The following is a 17,741-nucleotide window of genomic DNA, read 5'->3' on the forward strand; positions in this document are numbered from 1 at the left end:
CTGTGTCTAAGTGTGTTGGTGGTACTAGCGAGTCGCGGTGATGGACTTGGGTCCACGTCCCACCGCGACGACTCCGGACTGCACGATCTCACGGATGCCGTAGGGCTCCATCATGCGCAGCAGCGCGTCGAGCTTGGAGCGCGTGCCGGTGGCCTCGATGGTCAGGGCGTCGGGAGACACATCGATCACCTTGGCGCGGAACAGGTTCACCGCCTCGATGACCTGGGTGCGCACACTGGCATCCGCGCGCACCTTCACCAGGATCAGTTCGCGGGCAACGGAACTGTCGTCGTCCTGCTCCACGATCTTGATGACGTTCACCAGCTTGTTGAGCTGCTTGGTGACCTGCTCGAGCGGCAGATCCTCAACCGTCACAACGATTGTCATACGCGAGATCTCGGGGATCTCGGTGCCGCCGACCGCCAGCGACTCGATATTGAAGCCGCGGCGGGAGAACAGGCTGGCGACACGCGCGAGCACGCCGGGCTTGTCCTCCACCAAGACGGAGAGGGTGTGGGTCGTGCTCATTCCTCGGAACCCTTCTGGGCGGCCTTGTCGTGGGCGGTCAGGGTGGCCTTCTCATGCGACATGGCCTCGTGGATGACGGCGGGCTCGTCCACGGCCTCATCGTCGTCGAACAGCGGGCGGATGCCGCGCGCGGCCATGATCTCGTCATTGGAGGTGCCGGCGGCGACCATCGGCCACACCTGCGCATCCTTGCCGACGATGAAATCGATCACCACGGGACGGTCGTTGATGGACTGCGCCTCGCGGATCGCGGCCTCGACGTCCTCTTCCTTCTCCACGCGAATGCCGTGGCAGCCCAGGGCTTCCGCGAGCTTCACGAAGTCCGGGATGCGCAGGGTGTGCGTGCCCAGATCGGTGTTGGAGTAGCGCTTCTCGTAGAACAGGGTCTGCCACTGGCGGACCATGCCCAGGTTGCCGTTGTTGATCAGCGCGACCTTGATCGGCACGCCCTCGACGGCGCAGGTGGCCAATTCCTGATTGGTCATCTGGAAGCAGCCGTCACCATCGATGGCCCAGACCTCGCGGTCCGGCATGCCCATCTTGGCGCCCATGGCGGCGGGCACCGAGTAGCCCATGGTGCCCAGGCCACCGGAATTCAGCCAGGTGCGCGGCTTCTCGTACTTGATGAACTGCGCGGCCCACATCTGATGCTGGCCGACGCCCGCACAGTAGATGGCGTCCGGACCGGCGAGCTGACCCAGCTTCTCGATGACGAACTCGGGCGAGAGCGAACCGTCGCTCGGGGTCTTCCAGCCCAGCGGGTACTGATCGCGCACACCGGACAGGTACTTCCACCAGTCGCCGAGCTCCAGCAGCGGGGTGCCGGTGGCGGCCGGATCGGCCTTGAGGGTTTCGATCAGCTCGGCGATGACCTCGCGGCAGTCGCCCACGATCGGGACGTCCGCGTGCCGGTTCTTACCGATCTCGGCCGGGTCGATATCGGCGTGGATGACCTTGGCATTGGGCGCGAAGGAATCCAGCTGACCGGTGACGCGGTCGTCGAAACGCGCGCCGAGGGTGATCAGCAGATCCGACTTCTGCAGCGCCGCAACGGCTCCCACGGTGCCGTGCATACCGGGCATACCCATGTTCAGGGTGTGGGTGTCGGGGAACGCGCCGCGGGCCATCAGCGTGGTGACGACCGGGATACCGGTCAGCTCGGCCAGTTCCAGCAGTTCCGCGGACGCGTCGGCCTTGATGACACCGCCGCCGACGTAGAGCACGGGGGCCTTGGCCTCCATGATCATGCGCGCGGCCTCGCGCACCTGCTTACCGTGCGGCTTGGTCACCGGACGGTAGCCGGGCAGCCGCATTTCCGGCGGCCAGCTGAAGGTGGTCTGCGCCTGCAGCACGTCCTTGGGGATGTCGACCAGGACCGCGCCCGGGCGGCCGGAGGCGGCCAGGTAGAACGCCTCGGCCAGCATGCGCGGGATATCGATCGGGTCGGTGACCAGGAAGTTGTGCTTGGTGCACGCCATGGTGATGCCGGAGATATCGGCTTCCTGGAAGGCGTCGGTGCCGATCAGGCTGCGCCCGACCTGACCGGTGATGGCCACCAGCGGCACCGAATCCATCTGGGCGTCCGCGATCGGGGTCACCAGATTGGTCGCGCCCGGACCGGATGTGGCCATGCACACACCGACCTTGCCGGTTGCCTGCGCATAGCCGGTGGCCGCGTGGCCGCCGCCCTGCTCATGGCGGACCAGCACGTGGCGGACCTTGGTCGAGTCGAACAGCGGATCATAAACGGGAAGAATCGCGCCGCCCGGAATACCGAATACCGTGTCGACGCCGAGCTCCTCGAGGGAGCGGACAACGGACTGCGCGCCGGTGACCCGCTCGGGCGGGACCTGGCGGCGGTTCGGAGTGGTGGCCGGAGCCGTGGCCGCGGGGGCCGAAGGCGCGGGCCGTCGGGCCGAGGGCCCGGGTCGGGCGGTAGGTGCGCTCACCGTCTGGATTCCTTACTGCTTGTCGTTCCAGTTCATGGACTTGCCTGAACACAAAAAAGCCCTCGACAGCCGGGGGCTGTTCGAGGGTGGCGCGTCGCAGCTGCGAGCTGACGTAATTGACTCTGTAGTCGTCGGCTCAGCGCTGGACGCGCCGGCCGATTACGAGCAACTCGATTCGATTCACGCGCTCGACGGTATGCGCGCATGAGCCGCGGAGTCAAACATCTGACCATGCGTGTCTCATTATGTGAGACATAGCGGTTGTTCGGGTTAGTTCAACACAATGCGAGGATGGGGGTGTGTCATCACCGCATCAGTCCGTGCCACCGGCACAATCGTCCCACACCCCCGACCCCGGATCGGACACGGGTCCGATCCCGCAGGTCCGCTTCCGCAGTGATTGGCTGTGGTTGCCGGGAGTCCTCATCGCACCGCTGATCATCGTGCTGCCGCTCTGGCTACTCAGGTTGCAAACCGACCTGACCAGCGAAGGCGTGGAGACTCGCGGGCTGACGCGCACGCGCAGGGTGCCGTGGGCCGAGGTTGCCGGAGTTCGCATTCCGGGATTCGGGCGGGTGTATCTGCACACCACCGGCGGCGAGGACATCGCGCTGCCGGGCGTCGATTTCGCGCGGTTGCGGGCGCTGGTACTGGGTGCGCGCGGGCATATTCCGGACCCTGGCGTGCGGGTGATCGGGCTTACCCGGCTCGCGCATATCGCGGTGTTCATGGTGCTGATGGGTGTGATCTTCCCGTTCTCCGGGATGCCGCAGGTGCTGTGGGTGCTGTTCGCGATTCCGGTCGCGATGGCGGTGTGGATCGAGCGCACTCGCACCAAGGTCTCGGCCGACGGACTGGAATTGCGGACGATGTTCTCGACCCGGCATATCGACTGGGACCAGGTGAAGGGACTGCGGATTCCCAAGCGCGGATTCTTGCAGGCGCATTTGGCCGATGACTCGGATGTGAGTTTGCCCGCTGTCAGTTATGACCGATTGCGCGATTTGGTCGAGGCATCGGACGGGCGCATTCCGGATCCGTTCATCGAACCGGAGGATGCGGACGAGGTGGACATCCCCGAAAGCGATACTTCGGACAAGTAGCGGCGTGTTGGGGTGCGAGGTTTCAGGCGCTGACGGGGATCGATTCGTGCGGGAGTAACGTTGGAACGCGCCGAAAGCATTCGGCGTAGTCGCCGATCAGCCCCCTGCGACGAGAACCCGAGGACCCCATGCCACCGCTTCGCTCACGCACCACCACCGTCGGACGCAATGCCGCGGGCGCTCGCTCGCTCTGGCGCGCGACCGGCCTCACCGACTCCGATTTCGGGAAGCCGATCGTCGCCATCGCGAACTCGTATACGCAGTTCGTACCGGGTCACGTGCATCTCAAGGATGTCGGCGAGATCGTGGCCGAGGCGGTCCGGGCGGCAGGCGGCGTACCGCGCGAATTCCACACCATCGCGGTCGATGACGGCATCGCCATGGGTCACGGCGGCATGCTGTACTCGCTGCCCTCGCGCGAGATCATCGCCGATTCGGTCGAGTACATGGCCAATGCGCACACCGCCGACGCGCTGGTCTGTATCTCCAACTGCGACAAGATCACTCCCGGCATGTTGAACGCCGCCATGCGGCTCAATATCCCCGCCGTATTCGTTTCCGGCGGTCCGATGGAGGCCGGTAAGGCCGTGGTCGTGGGCGGTGTGGCGCAGGCGCCGACCGACCTCATCACCGCCATCTCCGCCAGCGCCTCCCCCAATGTCACCGATGACGGGCTCTCCGAGGTCGAGCGGTCGGCCTGCCCGACCTGCGGTTCCTGCTCCGGCATGTTCACCGCCAATTCGATGAACTGCCTCACCGAGGCGCTGGGACTCTCGTTGCCCGGCAACGGTTCCACCCTCGCCACGCATTCGGCTCGCCGCGCGCTGTTCCAGAAGGCCGGGCGGGTCATCGTCGATATCGCCAACCGCTGGTACCGCGATGACGACGAGTCGGTGCTGCCGCGAAATGTGGCCAACGTCAAGGCTTTCCACAACGCAATGGCCCTCGATGTGGCGATGGGCGGTTCCACCAACACCGTGCTGCACACCCTCGCGGCGGCGCAGGAGGGTGAGATCGACTTCGATCTGCAGACCATCGACGAGATCTCGCGCCGGGTGCCCTGCCTGTCCAAGGTGTCGCCGAACTCGGATTACCACATGGAGGATGTGCACCGCGCCGGTGGCATTCCCGCCATCCTGGGTGAGTTGCGCCGCGCGGGCCTGCTCGAGACCGAGGTTTCCACGGTGCACACCAAGTCGTTCGACGAATGGCTGGACACCTGGGATATCCGCTCCGGCAAGGCATCCGAGGAAGCGGTCGAGCTGTTCCACGCCGCGCCGGGTGGCGTGCGCACCGTCGTGCCGTTCTCCACCGACAACCGCTGGTCCTCGCTGGATACCGATGCCGAGGGCGGCTGCATTCGCGATCTCGCGCACGCCTACACCGTCGAGGGCGGGCTGTGCGTGCTGCGCGGCAATATCGCGCCCGACGGCGCGATCCTCAAGACCGCCGGTATCGATGAGGATCTGTTCACCTTCGAGGGTCCGGCCGTGGTCGTCGAATCCCAGGAGGACGCGGTCTCCAAGATCCTGAACAAGGAGATCAAGCCCGGCGATGTCGTCGTGGTGCGCTACGAGGGTCCCGCGGGCGGGCCGGGCATGCAGGAGATGCTGCACCCCACCTCATTCCTCAAGGGCCTTGGCCTGGGCAAGGTGTGCGCGCTCATCACCGACGGCCGGTTCTCCGGCGGCACATCGGGCCTGTCCATCGGCCATGTCTCGCCCGAGGCGGCCAGCGGCGGCGCCATCGGCCTGATCGAGAACGGCGACCGGATTCACATCGATGTGCACACGCGTGCCCTCGAATTGCTGGTACCCGATGAAGTTCTCGCCGAGCGACGCGTGAAAATGGAAGCGTCCGAACGGCCTTGGCAGCCCGTGAACCGCGAGCGCCCGGTCACCACCGCGTTGCGGGCATACGCCGCGCTGGCGACCTCGGCAGACAAGGGCGCTGTGCGGCGGGTGCCGTAAGAAAGAGCAGGAATGACAATCGAATACGTCGGCAAAGCCGACACGATGCTGGCCGCGTACTCCTCGATGCTGGAGCGTTGCGATGCCCGCAACGCCCAGGCGAAGGCACTCCTCGCCGAAGCCGATGAGCTGAACGCCCAGTCCCGTGAACTCGCCAACCAGGAGTTCATGGCGAGCCCGGCGGAGGCCGCGAACATCGCGGCCCACCGGGCGATGTTGAACGACCAGATCGACGATAAGTCCACTCAGGTGATGCGCCTGCACCAGGAGACTTTCGAAGAATGGGAACGCTTCAACGCCACGCAGTGGTAGCGGTCCGCGCATAGCGAACGGCCCGGGCAATCCAATGGGATTGCCCGGGCCGCTTGCTGTTTCGGTGTTTCGAGATCAGAAGGGGCCGACGCCCTCGAGCGGGTTGCCGCCGTGCAGATAGATATAGGTGAGGATCGCGGCGGCGATGGCGGCGATGAGCGCGGCCAGCGAGCCGAGGAACGGGCGGGTGGCCCAGCCGCGACCGCGATCGAGCGAGAGCCGGCCCGGACCGGTGAGGATGATGGCCGCCGCGGCTCCGGCGAGGATGGATTCGATTTCCACCGAGACCTTTTCGGCCTTGTACTGGAAGCCCGGGGCCATGCCCTGCTTCCACAGCCAGGCATCGATGATCACCGCGAGCACCGCGCCCGCGGCCAGCGGGGTCGCCAGGCCCAGCGCCACCAGGATGCCGCCGCCGAGTTCGCCCGCGATGAGCATGGGGGCGGCGATATCGACGTGCTTCCAGCCGCCGTTCTCCATGGCGGTGCGGATGCCGTCGTAGCCGGGTCCGTTGAACCAGCCCGCCGCCTTCTGCAGGCCGTGGTAGACGAAGGTGCCGCCGACCACCAGGCGCAGCAGTAGCAGACCGAGGTCCAGGGTGCCGCGGCGTTCGTCGCCGCGACGGCGGATGCGGGTGGTGGGTTCGGTGCCGCCATTCGGGGCGGGCGGGATGCTCGCGAAGGCGTAGGTGGGTGCGGAGTCGGCGGCGGGCACGGCGGTGTTCGCGCCGGTGATCGCCTCCTTCATCTCCGCGTACAGCGGGACTTCGGGGTCCAGGCCCAATTCCTCATCGGTGCGCGGCGGTTCCTTGCGCAGGTCCGACTTGACGGTCGGGGCGATGCTCGGATCCGTCTTCGCCGTCGCGACCGTGTCGAGGTCGGATTTCACCGTGGCGGTGGAGAACTGCTCGGTGGGCGAATCGAAGGGGCTGCGGACCGGTTCACCCACCGGCCTCGGTGTTTCGGGCGCGGCACTGCCCAGCGCGTCGGCAGCGGGCTCGGTCGGCTTCTCGGTCACGCGGCCAGACTATTAGGCAACCGGGCTCTGCACACGGCTGTCGGTGGGCGTGTCCACTGTCCAGTTCCGATGTCGGTCATAACCGAGGCCACCCCGTTCGCGCATTCGCGCCGGGTTTTCCGTAACGTCTCAACCATGAGTTTGGTTGCCGCGGGCCGGTTCGGGGTGGGCGCACGGAGAATCGTGGTGGGCGTACTGGCGGGCACCCTGGTGTTCTCCGGGTGCGCCCGGTTCGATGATCGCGCCTCCACCCCGTTCACCACCGAGCCGAACTGGCAGGATGCGGAGCAGGGCACCAGCAAGCCGAATCCGCCGAGCAGTACGGCCAAGCGGCCGGCCGCGCCGTGCGTGGATCCCGATCCGCTGGTGGTGGTGTCGTGCCTGGACACCACGGGCGGTCTGGTGACGCTGCCGGACGGTGCGAGCGCGCTGGTGGGTGAGCGCACCACGGGCAGCATCCTGAAGGTGGTCGCCACCGATGAGGGCATGCCGCCCGCGCCGATCGAGGTGGCGAAGCTGGATGTGGACTCCTCCGGCGACGGCGGCCTGACCGCACTCGCCCTGTCCCCCAGCTATTCCGAAGACGGCCTCATCTACGCCTACATCACCACCGGCGCCGATAACCGCGTGGTCCGCATCTCCACCGACGGCGGCGTCCCCAAGCCCATCCTCACCGGAATCCCGAAGGGCCCCACCGGCAATCGCGGCTCCCTCGAATTCCACACCTCCGACCGCATGCTGGTCCTCACCGGCGACACCGGAAACCCGAACGCCGCCAACGACAACGGCTCCATGGCCGGAAAGCTGCTGAGCGTCAACTCCCCCGCCCCCGGCGCAACCGCCGATGTGGTCCTGTCCGGCATCGGCGTAGCCGGCGGCGTCTGCTCGGACCACCAGGACTCCATCTGGGTCACCGACCGCACCGCCACCGAGGACCGCCTCCAGCGCATAGGCCCCGACGGCACCGCGGTCAAAGCCTGGAGCTGGCCCGACCACCCCGGCGTAGCCAACTGCGCCGCAGCCACCGACGGCGTAGCCATAGCCCTCACCAACCAAAAAGCCATGGCAATAGCCAAGGCCGACAAGGACACCCACGCCGTAACCGCCGCCCCCTCCCTCTTCGCCCAAGACAAATACGGCCGCCTCGACGGCGCAGCCATAGGCGGCGACGGCAACATCTGGTCCTCGACGGTGAATAAGACCGACGGCCAGCCCAATCAATACGACGACCGCGTCGTACGGATTCCGCCCCCGTCCAACGGCCAGGGTTCCGGACCGGACTAGACCCTCGACGGTGTGCGCATCTCCGGGTGCGCACACTCGCCTGTTCGAGCGAACAGCACCGCGATCCGCGAAAAACAATGGCGCACGGCAGGATTGCCGTGCGCCATTTGTTTTGGGGTGGTTATTCGGTGACGCCGCAGGCGGCGAGGACGAGTTCGCGGACTCGGGCTGCGTCGGCTTGGCCTCGGGTGGCTTTCATTACGTCGCCTACTACCTTGCCGGCGGCTTGGATTTTGCCGGAGCGGATCTTGTCGGCGATGGCGGGGTTGGCTTCGAGGGCCTTGTCTACTTCGGCTTGGAGGGCGGAGTCGTCGCTGACCATGCCGAGGCCCTTGGCTTCGACGAGGGCGGCGGGTTCGCCTTCGCCGGCGAGGACGAAATCGACTACCTGCTTGGCTACCTTGTTGTTGATGGTTTTGGCCTCGACCAAGCCCGCTACCTCGGCTACCTGCTTCGGGGTGATGGGGAGGTCTTCGAGGGCTACCTCGCGCTCCTTGGCCTTTTCGGTGAGGTAGGCGACCCACCAGGAGCGGGCGGCGTCCACCGAGGCGCCGGCGTCGACGGTGGCGATGATGAGGTCGAGGGCGCCGGCGTTGACCAGGTCGCGGAAGACCTCGTCGGACAGGGCCCAGTCGGACTGGATGCGGGCGCGGCGCAGCCACGGGTACTCGGGGATGGTGCCGCGCAACTGCTCGACCCAGGCGGCGTCCGGTGCGACGGGCTCGAGGTCCGGCTCCGGGAAGTAGCGGTAGTCCTCGGCGGATTCCTTGGGACGGCCCGAGGAGGTGGTGCCGTCGGCTTCGTGGAAGTGCCTGGTTTCCATGGTGATCGAGCCGCCGGAGGCCAATACCGCTGCCTGGCGGCGCATTTCGAAGCGGACCGCGACCTCGACGCTCTTGAGCGAGTTCACGTTCTTGGTTTCGGTGCGGGTGCCGAATTCCTTGGCGCCCTTGGGCATCAGGGAGACGTTGGCGTCGCAGCGCAGCGAGCCCTGCTCCATCTTCACATCGGAGACGTCGAGGGATTTGAGCACCTCGCGCAGCGCGGTGACGTAGGCGCGGGCCACCTCGGGGGCGCGCTCGCCCGCACCCTCGATGGTCTTGGTGACGATCTCGATGAGCGGCACGCCCGCGCGGTTGTAGTCCAGCAGCGAATGCGAGGCCCCGTGGATGCGACCGGTCGCGCCACCCATATGGGTCGACTTACCGGTGTCCTCTTCCATATGCGCGCGCTCGATCTCGACCCGGAACACTTCGCCGTCATCGAGGATCACATCGAGGTAGCCATTGGTCGCGATGGGCTCGTCGTACTGGCTGATCTGGTAGTTCTTCGGCTGATCCGGGTAGAAGTAGTTCTTGCGCGCGAACCGACCCCACGGGGTGATCGAGCAGTTCAACGCCAGCCCGATCCGAATGGCCGACTCGACGGCCTTCTCGTTCACCACCGGCAGGGAGCCCGGCAGGCCCAAACACACCGGGCACACCTGGGTATTGGGTTCCGCGCCGAATTCGGTGGGGCAGCCGCAGAACATCTTCGTCGCGGTCCCCAGCTCGACATGCACCTCCATACCCAGCACCGGCTCGTACCGGCTGATGACGTCGGTGTAGTCCATCAAGTCGACCGTGGCTGCGCTCATGGCGTCCATCCTATTCAGTCGACGGCGAGCGCCTCGACGATGGGCAGGCGGGCCGCGCGCAACGCGGGTGGGATGGACCCGAGCAGCGCCAGGATCAGGGCGATGACCGCGTAGATCACGAGCAGAATGCTCGGCTGGTAGTGGATGTCGATGGAGATGGCCCGGCTCAGCGCCACCGTCGCCAGGTAATGCACGGCCGACCCGACCGCCAGACCCAGTGCGGCACCGGTCACACCGATGCCGACCGCTTCGGTGAGAACCGTCCGCAGCAGGAATCTGCGGCTGGTCCCCATGGCGCGCAGCACACCCAATTCGCGCCGCCGCTCCAGCACCGAGAGCATCAGGGTGTTGAGCAGCGCGACCGTGGCCACCAGCACGACTATCCAAAGAATCGCGGCACTGATGGACGAGCCCTGGCGCACGCTGCTGGCGATGGCGTCCACCGCCGAGCTACCGGTGGCCACGTGGAAGTCGGCGGGGACGACGGCCCGGATGGCATTCAACACTGCGGCGTGATCCGCACCGGGAGCGAAGTCGACCCCGATGATCGTCTCCCCCGGCCGCTGATACCACTGCCGCAGAATGTTCAAGTCCAGCACCACGATTCCGGCGATCGCCGAGAAGTACGGCACGATGCGCAACACCGTGACGTGGTGGATACCGGTGGGCGTGGGCAGATCGAGCCCGGATCCCTCGTGCACGTCGAGCGAGCGCGCCACATCGCGGGAGATGACCACGCCCTCACCCGCCGCCATGCGAGCCAGATCGCGTTCGGAGGTCCCGTCCAGCGCGGAACTGCGCGCCACCCCGCCCTCATAACCCTGGAGCATCACGCGCCCGCGCCCGAGCGTGGCGAAAGCCATTTGCGCGGAACCACTCTCGCCGACCCCCGGAATGGCGCGAATCTTGTCCTTGAGATCCGCGGGCAGAATCGGCCCGGTGGGGAACTGCTCCATGGCGGTGGCGCTGACGAAAATATCGGTGCGCCCGAGACTTTCGAAGGTGGCGGCGGCCGCGTCGACCATATTGCGCGAGGCATTGCCCATGGCGACGGTGGCGCAGACACCGATCATGACGGTCATGGCGGTGGCCCACACCCGGCGCGGCGATCGTTCCAGGGTGGTCGCACCCAATGCCCCGGGCGCACCGAACAGCCTTGCCACCGAAGCGATCACGCGCACGATCGGCCCGGTCGCGGCGAAGCAGAGCACCACCGCGCCGGTGATCGCCAGTGAGATCGCGGCCAGCGAGTAGCGCCCGATATCGGCGTTCGCGATGACGACCGCGCCGCCCACCATGATCGCGCCCAATACCAGCGCACCGTATTTCATGATCGGATTCACGGTGTCCGCCGTGGAGGTGCCGACCGGTGCGAGCGCCTCGATGGGCGCGACCTTGTAGACCTGCCGCGCCGCGATGGCGGCGGCCGCCACACTCGCGAGCACACACGCACCGATGGCGACCGGAATGGCATAGCCGGGCACCACGTATTCGGTGCGCGCCTCGACCGATTGCACGATGGCCGCGGGCAGTTTGTCGATGGCCGCGCGACCCATGAAGATGCCGATGATCGAACCGGTGATCCCGCCGAACAGTCCGAGAATCGCGGCCTCGACCAGCAGCCCGAGCACCATGGGCCCGCGCTTGCCGCCGATGGCCCGCAGTAGCGAGAGCGTCGGACGCCGTTGCGCCACAGCCATACTCATGGCGTTGTAGATCAGGAACGCGGACACGATGAGCGCCGACGCCGAGGAGGCCAGCGTCGAATACCGCACCAGCTGCACCGATCCGCCCGCCTGGGCGGTGCGCAGATCGGGATCGGCGACCACGGCGCGACCGGCGACGACCTGGGTGAGCGCCGAACGTAGTTGATCCACATCGGTATTCGCGGCGGGAATGATCTGCACCGAATCCAGTCGCCCGGCGCGATCGGTGATCTTCTGCGCCACCGGCAGCAGCGCGATGACGATATGCCCGTCATTGATTTTCTTGGACGTCGACTCGTCCAGCACCCCGGCCACGGTGGCGGTGAGCGCGCCGAGCTGAATGCGATCGCCCTCCTTATGCCCCATGGCGGAGCCGATGAGCACGCCGTTGGAGACGGTCAGCAGCTTGCTCGCCTGGTCTTTCAGCGGCCCGCCCAGATCACTGCCGAGTTCGGACACGCTGGCGTCCGCGCCGATCAGCAGCGCCCGGCTCGCGCCCGCGCCGACGGATTCGCGCAGCATGGGCACCGCCGTCCCCACCCCGGCGGTGCCCCGAATCTGTTGCAGCAGTGCCTGATCGAATCCTGCGTCGGTGACGCCGCTGATCTCGAGCGCGGCATTGCCGCCCAGGCTGTGGGTGAGTTTGTCCACCGATCCGGTGATGGATCCGGAGATGCTGAAGACCGAAACCAGCAGTCCGGCAGAGACTCCCATCACCACCATGGACATGGTGGTGCGGCCGCGGTGGGCGAGGAGTTCGCCGATATTGAACAGCCGCAGCCGATCCCAGATCGCCTGGATCATGCGCGCACCACCCCGGCGTCATCGGCGTCGGCGGCCGGTGCGGTGGTCACCGGGACGGTGCGCACCTCACCGTCATCGGTGCGCTCCACCAGTTCGGTGGAGCCGATCAGCCCGTCGCGCAGGGTGATGACCCGGTCGCAATACCGCACCGCGCCCATATCGTGGGTCACCATCACCACCGAGTTGCCCTCGCGGGTGATGTCACCGAGCAGCTGCAGGATCGCCGCACCGGTCTTGGAGTCCAGGTTGCCGGTGGGCTCATCGGCCAGGATCAGCGGCGGATCCATGATCAGGGCGCGGGCCACCGCGACGCGCTGCATCTGTCCGCCGGAGAGTTCGGCGGGCCGGTGCTCGGCGCGTTCGCCGAGCCCGACCATATCGAGCAGTTCCAGCGCGCGTGGCTTGGCCTTGCGTAATCCGGTGCCGTCCAGCAGTTTCGGGATGGCGACGTTCTCCCAGGCCGAGAGCGTGGGCAGCAGGTTGAAGAACTGGAAGATGAAGCCGACCTGATGTCGCCGGAATTCCGATTGCCGATCGTCGTCCAGATCGCCGATCTCCTTGTCCCGGAATCGAATCGATCCGGTATCGGGTGAGTCGAGCGCCCCGAGCAGATGCAGCAGCGTGGATTTGCCCGATCCGGACGGACCGATGATGGCGGTGAACTCCCCCGGTTCGATGCGCAGGCTGATGCCGTCCAGCGCGCGCACGGTTTGCCCGCCCACCCGGTATTCCTTTGTCACGTCGGTCAATTCCAGCATGGTGCGTCCCCTCGTAGATCAGCGTGCGGTAGTGCGTCGAGCCCGTGGGAGGCTCAGCGTGCCATCGCCCGCGTCCGCGGGCGCTGGTAGAGCTGGTCGGTGTCGTAGGCGTCCAGGACGGCGCGCAGGGCGGGTTGTTCGGCGGAGAGCTCGAGGAAGATCTCGACCGCCGACTTGCCTTCCGCCAGTGCGTGATCCAGTTTCACCGAGAGATGGTTCTCCCAGCGATGCCGCAGTGCGAGCAATACTCCCTCGCGACCGCCGAACAACCGGTCGAGTTCGGGAATATCGTCGAATAGCCTGGCATCTGCGGGATTTCGCGCGGCGCGGTCCAGGATGGTGTGCAGGATGTCGGTGCGAGCGTGTTGATCTGCCCAGGTCATGGCCCCCAACCTTTCTTCGAAGGTGCTCCCGTCACGGCCCGGCCGGATCGGCGGCGGACCGGTATGACCGAGAACGCTACGGAGGCGAACCCGAGCTGTCTTCGTGCCGCGGCAGCGACTTGACCTCCTACCCCGGTAGGAGCACGGCCCCTGCCCGCGAACGATGTACGCCGTCAGATTCGGCCATTAGCCTTGCAGAATGAACGTGACCGACGCCACCCCCAACGCGATCGGGCGTGCGCTGCGGGATTTTCAGGCCTGGGTGCGGGACAGCGGGCACCGGATTCGGGAGTTCGCGCGACATCCGGTGACCGAGTTCCAGCGCAATGCCGAGCAGTTCGGCTATCCGGCCAATATCGTCGCGCTCATCGATATCGTGCTGTTCACGGTCGCGGGCCTGGCCGTGTTCCAGCGCTATCACCAGGGCTATTGGCCGAGTCTGCTGCCGATCGTGGCCCTGCTGCTGAGTTACAGCACCGGGCCGCTGTACGCGTTCTTCGGGCTGGTGCCGAAACCGCTGTTGATCGCGGGCCTGACCATGTCCTCCGAGGCGGTGTTCCTGTCCCAGCCGGTGCCGACCGATTCCGCACCCTTCGTTCTCATAGCGGCCGCCGGGGAGATCGCGGCGCTGGCCCCGATGATCGCGAGCATTCCGCTGGCGCTGGCCATGGTCGCGGAGCTGATGTTCTTCTCCTCCATCGGGCACCTCGATATCGGCATGCCGATCTGGTTCTTCGCGGTGACCTGCGGCTGGATGACCGGCCAGATGCTGAACTATCAGCGCCGCTACCTCTATCAGGAACGCGACTACCAGGAGATCCGGGCGACCCAGGCCGCCGATGAGGAGCGCCGCCGCATCGCCCGCGAGGTGCACGATGTGATCGCGCATTCGCTGAGCATCACGCTGCTGCACGTCACCGCCGCCCGGCACGCGCTGCAAACCGATCGCGATGTGGACGATGCGGTGGAGGCGCTCACCGATGCCGAGCGGCTGGGCCGTCAGGCCATGGCCGATATTCGCCGCACGGTAGGACTGCTGGATCAGCGGCCCGCTTCGCAGACCCCGGAGCCGGGGCTGGAGGACGTCCCGGATCTGGTGGCGGATTTCGTGCGGGCGGGTATGCCGGTGGAGTACTCCCTGGACGGCGATCCGTCGAATATCTCGGCCGGTGTCGGCCTGGCGCTGTACCGCATCAGTCAGGAATCGCTGGCGAATATCGCCAAGCACGCCCCCGGCGCGGCGGCACGGCTGCGAATCATGCTGTGCAGCAGGGATATCAAGGTGGAAGTGGTCAATACCCTGCCCACCGGCGCGGCCGTGCGCCCCGGCCGGGGTATGGGCATATCCGGTATGCGCCAGCGCATTTCACTGCTCGGCGGCACCCTCACCGCCGGGCCGGTGGGCGACGGCTGGCGGGTGTACGCCCAGATACCGATGTCGAGCCAATTGGCGTGCATGGCGGTCAGCGCCGAGGATTCCCTGCGCGGGGCCCTGCAATCAATGGCGCGCAAACTGCACGACCGACCGAATCCCATGGTGGCCAAGGAAATTCAGGAGAGTGCGCGTGACATCGCAGCCGGATGAACACCTCGTCGGGGTGCTCGTGGTCGACGATCAGGAGCTGGTGCGCGGCGGCCTGCGCCGAATCCTGCGCCGCCGTGACGGTTTCGCGGTGAGCGAATGCGCCGACGGTGACGAGGTGCCCGCCGCGGTCGCGCAGCACAATCCGGATGTGGTGCTGATGGATCTGCGGATGAAGCGCATCGGCGGCATCGAGGCCACCCGCACCCTGCGCACGCGCGCGGACGCGCCGCCGGTACTGGTGCTGACCACCTTCGATGATGATCAATTGCTATCGGGGGCATTACGCGCGGGCGCGGCCGGGTTCCTGCTCAAGGACTCCCCCGCCGAGGATTTGATCCGCGCCGTGCGCACGGTCGCCGCGGGCGGTTCGTGGCTCGATCCATCGGTGACCCCGCGGGTGCTCACCGCATACCGGGCGGCACGTCCAACGCCCGTGCCGGCGGGCAGCCGCCTGTCCGAACTCACCGTGCGCGAACTCGAAGTGCTAGAACTCATCGCGAAAGGCCGCCTGAACTCCGAGATCGCAAGCGCGCTCGGCATCTCCGAAGTTACGGTGAAAAGCCACGTGGGACACATTTTCGGGAAGCTCGGGTTACGCGATCGCGCCGCGGCTATCGTGTTCGCGTTTGACCATGGCGTAGTCGCACCGGGAGAATCCAACCTCGAGGGGTGAGGTGCGAGCGACTTCTCGCATCGTGCCTGATGAGGTTGGAGGTTTGACGGGGTGGATGCACCGCCATCGCGGGCCGGCGGCAGGTTCGGGCCGTACGAGTTGCGCTCGCTGCTGGGCAGGGGCGGTATGGGTGAGGTCTACGAGGCCTACGACACCTCCAAGGATCGGGTGGTAGCGCTCAAACTGCTACCCGAGGAACTCGCGAAAGACCCCGCCTACCAGGAACGTTTCCGCCGCGAATCGCAGGCGGCGGCGCGCCTGGCCGAACCGCACATCATCCCGATCCACGACTGGGGTGAGATCGACGGGCAGCTGTACATCGATATGCGGCTGGTGCGCGGGCAGGATCTGCGCAGTCTGCTGGAGTCCCAGGGACCGATGTCGCCGATGCGCGCGGTCGGCATCATCGAGCAGATCGCCGCGGCGCTGGACGCCGCGCACTACTCGGGTCTCGTTCACCGGGACGTGAAACCCGCCAATATCCTTGTGACTGATGCGGATTTCGCATATCTCGCGGATTTCGGCATCGCACGCGCCGAGGGCGATACCACCATCACCGTCGCGGGCACCGCCGTCGGGTCGTACGCGTACATGGCTCCCGAGCGCTTCGACGATTCCGGTCCGGTCACCGGACGCGCGGATCTCTACTCGCTGGGATGTGTACTGCACGAATGCCTCACGGGCAATAAACCGTTCGCCGCGCAGAATATGAGCGTCCTGATCCGGGCGCACCTGTCCGATCCCGCGCCGCAGCCGAGTCTGCAGCGCGCCGGAATTCCGGCCGCCCTGGACGCGGTGGTGGCGCGGGCGCTGGCCAAGGATCCCAATAGCCGTTTCCTGACCGCGGGCGAATTCGCCAGGGCCGCACGGACTGCCCTCGCGGGCGGTGCGGTCGACGCCGCGCCGACCGAGTATCTGCAGCCGGGTCGCACGGTGCCGCCCGCGGCCCCCGGCACCCTGCCGAGCGGACCTCCCGGAGCCATGCCCGGTGCGCTGACGCCGGGTACACCCGGCGCGCCCGCCACCGGTGGTCTGCCGCACGGCGTGCCGGCGACCGGGGTGCCGCCGTTCCCGGCACCGGCCCAGCGCGGTCAACAGCCCAGCCAGCCCACCACCGTGCTGCCCATCCGCAATTCGGATCCGACTGTGGTGCAACCGAATACGGGTGCGTTCGCCTACGTCACCGGAGCCTTCCCCGCGACCGATCCGGCCGAGGGCCCGGGCACCTCGGACCTGCCGGTGATCGTGCCGACCGATCCGACCGTGGTGCGGGTCAGCGATTTCCACTACAGCCCGCTACCGCAGGGCGCGGCCGAGCACAGCCGTCAGCAGGCGTGGGGGCATGCGCAGCGGGAGCAGGACTTCCCATATGCGCCAACGCCCGATCCGTCGCTCTACCCGACCTCGGACCATCCGCGCGTGGATACGCCACCGCCGCCGCGGCCGTACAAGCGCTCGGGTCGCAAATCGATGGCGGTGCCGATCTCGATCGGCGTACTGGTGGTCGCCATCGCCGCGATCGCCGGTGCGGTGGGCTGGCAAGTCCTGGATCGCTCCGGCAACGAAGCACCGAGTGTGACCGTGGCACAGGGCAATCCGAGCTATACCGCGCCGACGTCGCAGCCCCGCACCTCGACCGCGCCGAGCACCACCTCGACGGCCCCGGTACAGCTGCCCGCGGGCGCGTCGCCGTGCCAGCTGTCGTACCCGGTACTCAATGGCTACACCGGGTCCGCGACCGGATCCACCGTTACCAGTTGCCCTTTCGCGGAGGAAGTGCGCCGGGCGTATGCCGACGCGACTACAGGACGACCGGGTACAACAAGTAGTGTGGTGGTTGTCAGCCCGGTAACAAATCGGGCGTACACGATGAACTGCACGGCGACAGGGAAATTGGTCACCTGCATCGGTGGTGAGAACGCGGTGGTGTATGTCTACTGATCCGGTACCGGCCTGTCGCAAGGCCATTGCTCGATGTTTCTCGTTTGCGACACTGCTGGCGGTATCGGCGTGCGCGATGCACGTGAGTTCGG

The 17,741-nt window shown here is 66.8% G+C and carries 15 protein-coding genes; 8 read left to right on the forward strand and 7 right to left on the reverse strand.

The window, feature by feature from the left end; all coding sequences use genetic code 11:
- Window positions 1-24: 24 nt before the first annotated feature.
- Together ilvN and ACFC4D_RS43730 are read right to left on the reverse strand one after the other, a co-directional pair.
- Window positions 25-528 (reverse strand): acetolactate synthase small subunit, encoded by a 504-nt coding sequence (ilvN, locus tag ACFC4D_RS43725; protein ID WP_153810031.1) that lies wholly within the window; start codon window positions 526-528, stop codon window positions 25-27.
- Entirely contained in the window at window positions 525-2,477 is a 1,953-nt protein-coding gene (locus ACFC4D_RS43730) for an acetolactate synthase large subunit (RefSeq protein ID WP_364630270.1), read from the reverse strand. The genes ilvN and ACFC4D_RS43730 overlap by 4 nt, the downstream gene beginning before the upstream one ends.
- 34 nt (window positions 2,478-2,511) lie before the next feature.
- Here ACFC4D_RS43730 and ACFC4D_RS43735 point away from each other — a divergent pair, with 34 nt between their 5' ends.
- The 4 genes from ACFC4D_RS43735 to ACFC4D_RS43750 all read left to right on the forward strand — a co-directional run bounded on the left by ACFC4D_RS43735 (window position 2,512) and on the right by ACFC4D_RS43750 (window position 5,862).
- Window positions 2,512-2,685: a hypothetical protein gene (locus ACFC4D_RS43735; protein ID WP_376072471.1), complete on the forward strand. Its 174-nt coding sequence runs from the start codon at window positions 2,512-2,514 to the stop codon at window positions 2,683-2,685.
- Window positions 2,686-2,776: 91 nt separating this feature from the next.
- Window positions 2,777-3,580: a PH domain-containing protein gene (locus tag ACFC4D_RS43740; protein WP_375954877.1), complete on the forward strand. Its 804-nt coding sequence runs from the start codon at window positions 2,777-2,779 to the stop codon at window positions 3,578-3,580.
- Between the two features lie 128 nt (window positions 3,581-3,708).
- Window positions 3,709-5,550: a dihydroxy-acid dehydratase gene (gene ilvD, locus ACFC4D_RS43745; RefSeq protein ID WP_375954879.1), complete on the forward strand. Its 1,842-nt coding sequence runs from the start codon at window positions 3,709-3,711 to the stop codon at window positions 5,548-5,550.
- Window positions 5,551-5,562: 12 nt separating this feature from the next.
- Entirely contained in the window at window positions 5,563-5,862 is a 300-nt protein-coding gene (locus tag ACFC4D_RS43750) for a hypothetical protein (protein WP_376072474.1), read from the forward strand.
- A gap of 75 nt (window positions 5,863-5,937) precedes the next feature.
- Here ACFC4D_RS43750 and ACFC4D_RS43755 read toward each other — a convergent pair whose 3' ends face one another.
- Window positions 5,938-6,879, reverse strand: coding sequence for a DoxX family protein (locus tag ACFC4D_RS43755; RefSeq protein ID WP_376072477.1), 942 nt, complete (start codon window positions 6,877-6,879; stop codon window positions 5,938-5,940).
- A gap of 135 nt (window positions 6,880-7,014) precedes the next feature.
- Here ACFC4D_RS43755 and ACFC4D_RS43760 point away from each other — a divergent pair, with 135 nt between their 5' ends.
- Window positions 7,015-8,163 (forward strand): PQQ-dependent sugar dehydrogenase, encoded by a 1,149-nt coding sequence (locus ACFC4D_RS43760; protein WP_376072480.1) that lies wholly within the window; start codon window positions 7,015-7,017, stop codon window positions 8,161-8,163.
- 121 nt (window positions 8,164-8,284) lie between these two features.
- On the opposite strand, the gene gatB is transcribed toward ACFC4D_RS43760, so the two are convergent.
- From gatB to ACFC4D_RS43780, 4 genes are read right to left on the reverse strand one after another with little or no spacing between them, the layout of a single operon-like run.
- Window positions 8,285-9,799: an Asp-tRNA(Asn)/Glu-tRNA(Gln) amidotransferase subunit GatB gene (gene gatB / locus ACFC4D_RS43765; protein WP_376072483.1), complete on the reverse strand. Its 1,515-nt coding sequence runs from the start codon at window positions 9,797-9,799 to the stop codon at window positions 8,285-8,287.
- A gap of 14 nt (window positions 9,800-9,813) precedes the next feature.
- On the reverse strand, window positions 9,814-12,309 hold the full coding sequence (locus ACFC4D_RS43770) for an ABC transporter permease (protein ID WP_376072486.1): 2,496 nt from the start codon (window positions 12,307-12,309) through the stop codon (window positions 9,814-9,816).
- Window positions 12,306-13,067: an ABC transporter ATP-binding protein gene (locus tag ACFC4D_RS43775; RefSeq protein ID WP_364630245.1), complete on the reverse strand. Its 762-nt coding sequence runs from the start codon at window positions 13,065-13,067 to the stop codon at window positions 12,306-12,308. The genes ACFC4D_RS43770 and ACFC4D_RS43775 overlap by 4 nt, the downstream gene beginning before the upstream one ends.
- Before the next feature lie 53 nt (window positions 13,068-13,120).
- Window positions 13,121-13,450 (reverse strand): hypothetical protein, encoded by a 330-nt coding sequence (locus ACFC4D_RS43780; RefSeq protein ID WP_375954887.1) that lies wholly within the window; start codon window positions 13,448-13,450, stop codon window positions 13,121-13,123.
- A 199-nt stretch (window positions 13,451-13,649) separates the two neighbouring features.
- Between ACFC4D_RS43780 and ACFC4D_RS43785 the strand changes: the two genes are divergently transcribed.
- From ACFC4D_RS43785 to ACFC4D_RS43795, 3 genes are read left to right on the forward strand one after another with little or no spacing between them, the layout of a single operon-like run.
- Window positions 13,650-15,035, forward strand: a complete 1,386-nt coding sequence (locus ACFC4D_RS43785) for a sensor histidine kinase (protein ID WP_376072489.1) — start codon at window positions 13,650-13,652, stop codon at window positions 15,033-15,035.
- 13 nt (window positions 15,036-15,048) lie between these two features.
- Complete coding sequence (locus tag ACFC4D_RS43790; RefSeq protein WP_376072542.1) at window positions 15,049-15,708, forward strand: response regulator; 660 nt, start codon at window positions 15,049-15,051, stop codon at window positions 15,706-15,708.
- Between the two features lie 51 nt (window positions 15,709-15,759).
- A complete protein-coding gene (locus tag ACFC4D_RS43795; protein WP_376072492.1) occupies window positions 15,760-17,649 on the forward strand; it encodes a protein kinase in 1,890 nt (629 codons plus the stop codon).
- Window positions 17,650-17,741 lie beyond the last annotated feature (92 nt).

The organism is Nocardia sp. NPDC056000, from assembly GCF_042269265.1.
In the GTDB taxonomy this organism is placed as follows: Bacteria; Actinomycetota; Actinomycetes; order Mycobacteriales; family Mycobacteriaceae; genus Nocardia.